Genomic DNA, 2297 nt, shown 5'->3' on the forward strand with positions numbered 1-2297 from the left:
GTCGACGCGGCCCGCGCCGAACAGCTCCAGCACCCAGTTGATCAGGCCGAAGTCCCGGCCGAACAGCTGGGCGAAGATGATCGTCACCGCCGCCACCGAGGTGATGTTCGGCAGCAGCACGCCCATCCGGAAGAACGTCCGGCCGCGCAGCCGCCGGTTGAGCAGCTGCGCGATGCCGAGCGCGAACAGGATCTGCGGGACGGTGGTGAGCAGCCACAGGCTCAGCGTGTTGCCCATCGCGTTCCAGAAGTACGGGTCCGCGGTGAGCAGCTTGACGTAGTTGTCCACGCCGACGAATTCGGCCGCGCCGCCGTCGAGCAGGTTGCGGTCCTGCAGCGACACCCAGGCGGTGTAGAGCAGGGGGAACAGGCCGAACACCGCGAACAGCAGGAAGTACGGCGCGATGTAGGCGTAGGGCGCGTACCGGATGTCCCACCGGTGGCGGCGTTCGCGCCAGTCCGTCTTCATTGTCTCCTCAGTTCCCGTTCTCAGTCCTCGAGCTTCTTGGCGTCGCCCACGAACTGGTTCCACGACTCGTCCGGGCTCTGCTTGCCCTGCTCCACGCGCTGCATGGCGTTACCGAGCTCGGTCTGCGCGTCACCGGCCTTCGGGCCCTGGTACTGCGGCTTGAGGGCGCGGGCCGCGTCGGTGAACACCTTGCCGACGGGGGCGTCGTGGAAGAACGGGTCGGTCTTCTTCGCCACCGACTCCTCGCTGTACAGCTTCGGCGCGGACGGCAGGAGGCCGGCGCTCGCGAAGACCTTGGCCTGCTGCTCGGGGGCGGTGAGCCAGGTGGCCAGCTGGACGGCCTTGTCGACGTTCTTGCCCTGCTTGGGCACGGTCAGGTACGAGCCGCCCCAGTTGCCGCCACCGCCCGGCACGGCCGCGAGGTCCCACTTGCCCGCGGTGTCCGGGGCCTGGTCCTTGATCTTGGCCATCATCCAGGCCGGGCAGGCCAGCGTCGCGAACTGGCCCTGCTTGAAGCCGGTGTTCCACTGCGGGGTGCTGTGCAGCAGCCCGGCGGACAGGCCGTCGGCCACGGCCTGCGAGACGAGGTTCCAGCCCTTCCTGATCTCCGCGTTGTCACCGACCACGATCTTGTCGTTCTTGTCGTAGTAGCCGGTGGGTGCCTGGCCGACGATCGCGTTGAGCACGGTCGGGCCGCCGTCGAAGAACTTCGCGCCCGCCGGCGCCTTGGCCGCGAACTGCTTGCCCGTGGCCATGAACTGCTCCCACGTCGGCCACAGCGCGGAGACCTGGTCGCGGTCGGAGGGCAGGCCGGCGGCCTCGAACAGGTCGCGGCGGTAGCAGATGGCCAGGCCGCCGATGTCGGTGCCGTAGCCGATCTGCTTGCCGTCCTTGGACAGCGAGCCCTCCCACTTCCAGTCCAGCCAGCGGTCCTTGATGTCGGACTTCAGCTCGACGAACTGGCCGGGGTTGGCCTTGAACTGGTTGATGTAGCCGACGTCGACGGCCTCGATGTCCGCGGCGCCGTTGTTCGTGGCCAGGTGGGCGGCGAGGTTCTTGTGGTGGTCGGAGTAGGAGGCGGTGCGGTCGGTGATGTCGATGTCCGGGTGCGCCTTATCGTACTCCTCGAACAGCTGCTGGTAGCCGTAGTTGCCGAACAGCCCGATGGTGATCCTGGTCTTGCCGTCGTCGGCACCGCTGGTGCAGCCGGCGAGCAGGCTCGCGGCCAGCAGTCCCGCGCCGACCAGGGTCGGAGTTCGTCTCATGTCGCGGCTCTCCCTCTCCATCGAATAAGCCGTCCGTTTTCGGGCACGCCGGACTCACGGAGGGTCGTTCCGCGGGTTTCCGGGGAATTCGGCCGTGGCGTGCACCCGGCCGGTGTGGTGTACATGACAGCCCCGGCCCGCGACACCGTCAAGTAACGAACCGATAACCTGACCGTTCCAGAGCTTTCGCGTTTCCGCAGGTGGTACCGTGTCCACCCTGGTCAGGAGGCACCGGATGGACGTCTGTAAGCGGTTACAAAGAAAGGGCGGGAGATGACCACGATCCGTGAGATCGCGCAGCTGTGCGGGGTGTCCGTGGCGACCGTTTCACGCGTTATCAACCAGCCCCTGACGGTCAGCAAGGAAAAGCGCGAAGTGGTCGAGCGGGTGGCCCGCGAGCTCGACTACCGGCCCAACGAGTCCGCGCGCGCGTTGGCGACCAAGCGGTCCGGGCTGATCGGCCTGGTGTGGGACACCGACCACCGCCGGCCCGGCTGGCGGCACCCGTACGCACGACCACCGCGCCATCGATGTTGAGCGGGCTGTCGTCGACCAGGGTCGCGT

At 67.6% G+C, this 2297-nt stretch carries 3 protein-coding genes; 1 reads left to right on the top strand and 2 read right to left on the bottom strand.

Annotated elements, in window-relative coordinates; translation table 11 throughout:
* On the bottom strand, nucleotides 1-468 hold a 468-nt coding region (locus tag AB0G02_RS35865), incomplete at its 3' end, for a sugar ABC transporter permease (RefSeq protein WP_360803609.1).
* A gap of 20 nt (nucleotides 469-488) precedes the next feature.
* A complete protein-coding gene (locus AB0G02_RS35870) occupies nucleotides 489-1733 on the bottom strand; it encodes an extracellular solute-binding protein (RefSeq protein ID WP_360803612.1) in 1245 nt (414 codons plus the stop codon).
* Nucleotides 1734-2006: 273 nt separating this feature from the next.
* On the opposite strand from AB0G02_RS35870, the gene AB0G02_RS35875 reads away from it, so the two are divergent.
* Nucleotides 2007-2270, top strand: coding sequence for a helix-turn-helix transcriptional regulator (locus AB0G02_RS35875; RefSeq protein ID WP_360803615.1), 264 nt, complete (start codon nucleotides 2007-2009; stop codon nucleotides 2268-2270).
* The last annotated feature ends 27 nt before the right edge of the window (nucleotides 2271-2297 follow it).

Origin of the sequence: Actinosynnema sp. NPDC023658 (assembly GCF_040639995.1) — a bacterium.
Classification (GTDB): domain Bacteria; phylum Actinomycetota; class Actinomycetes; order Mycobacteriales; family Pseudonocardiaceae; genus Actinosynnema.

Bases quoted from the DNA above. Each gene is read 5' to 3' on its own strand.
- AB0G02_RS35870 (WP_360803612.1), bottom strand. From the start codon at position 1,733: ATGAGACGAACTCCGACCCTGGTCGGCGCGGGACTGCTGGCCGCGAGC.
- AB0G02_RS35875 (WP_360803615.1), top strand. From the start codon at position 2,007: ATGACCACGATCCGTGAGATCGCGCAGCTGTGCGGGGTGTCCGTGGCG.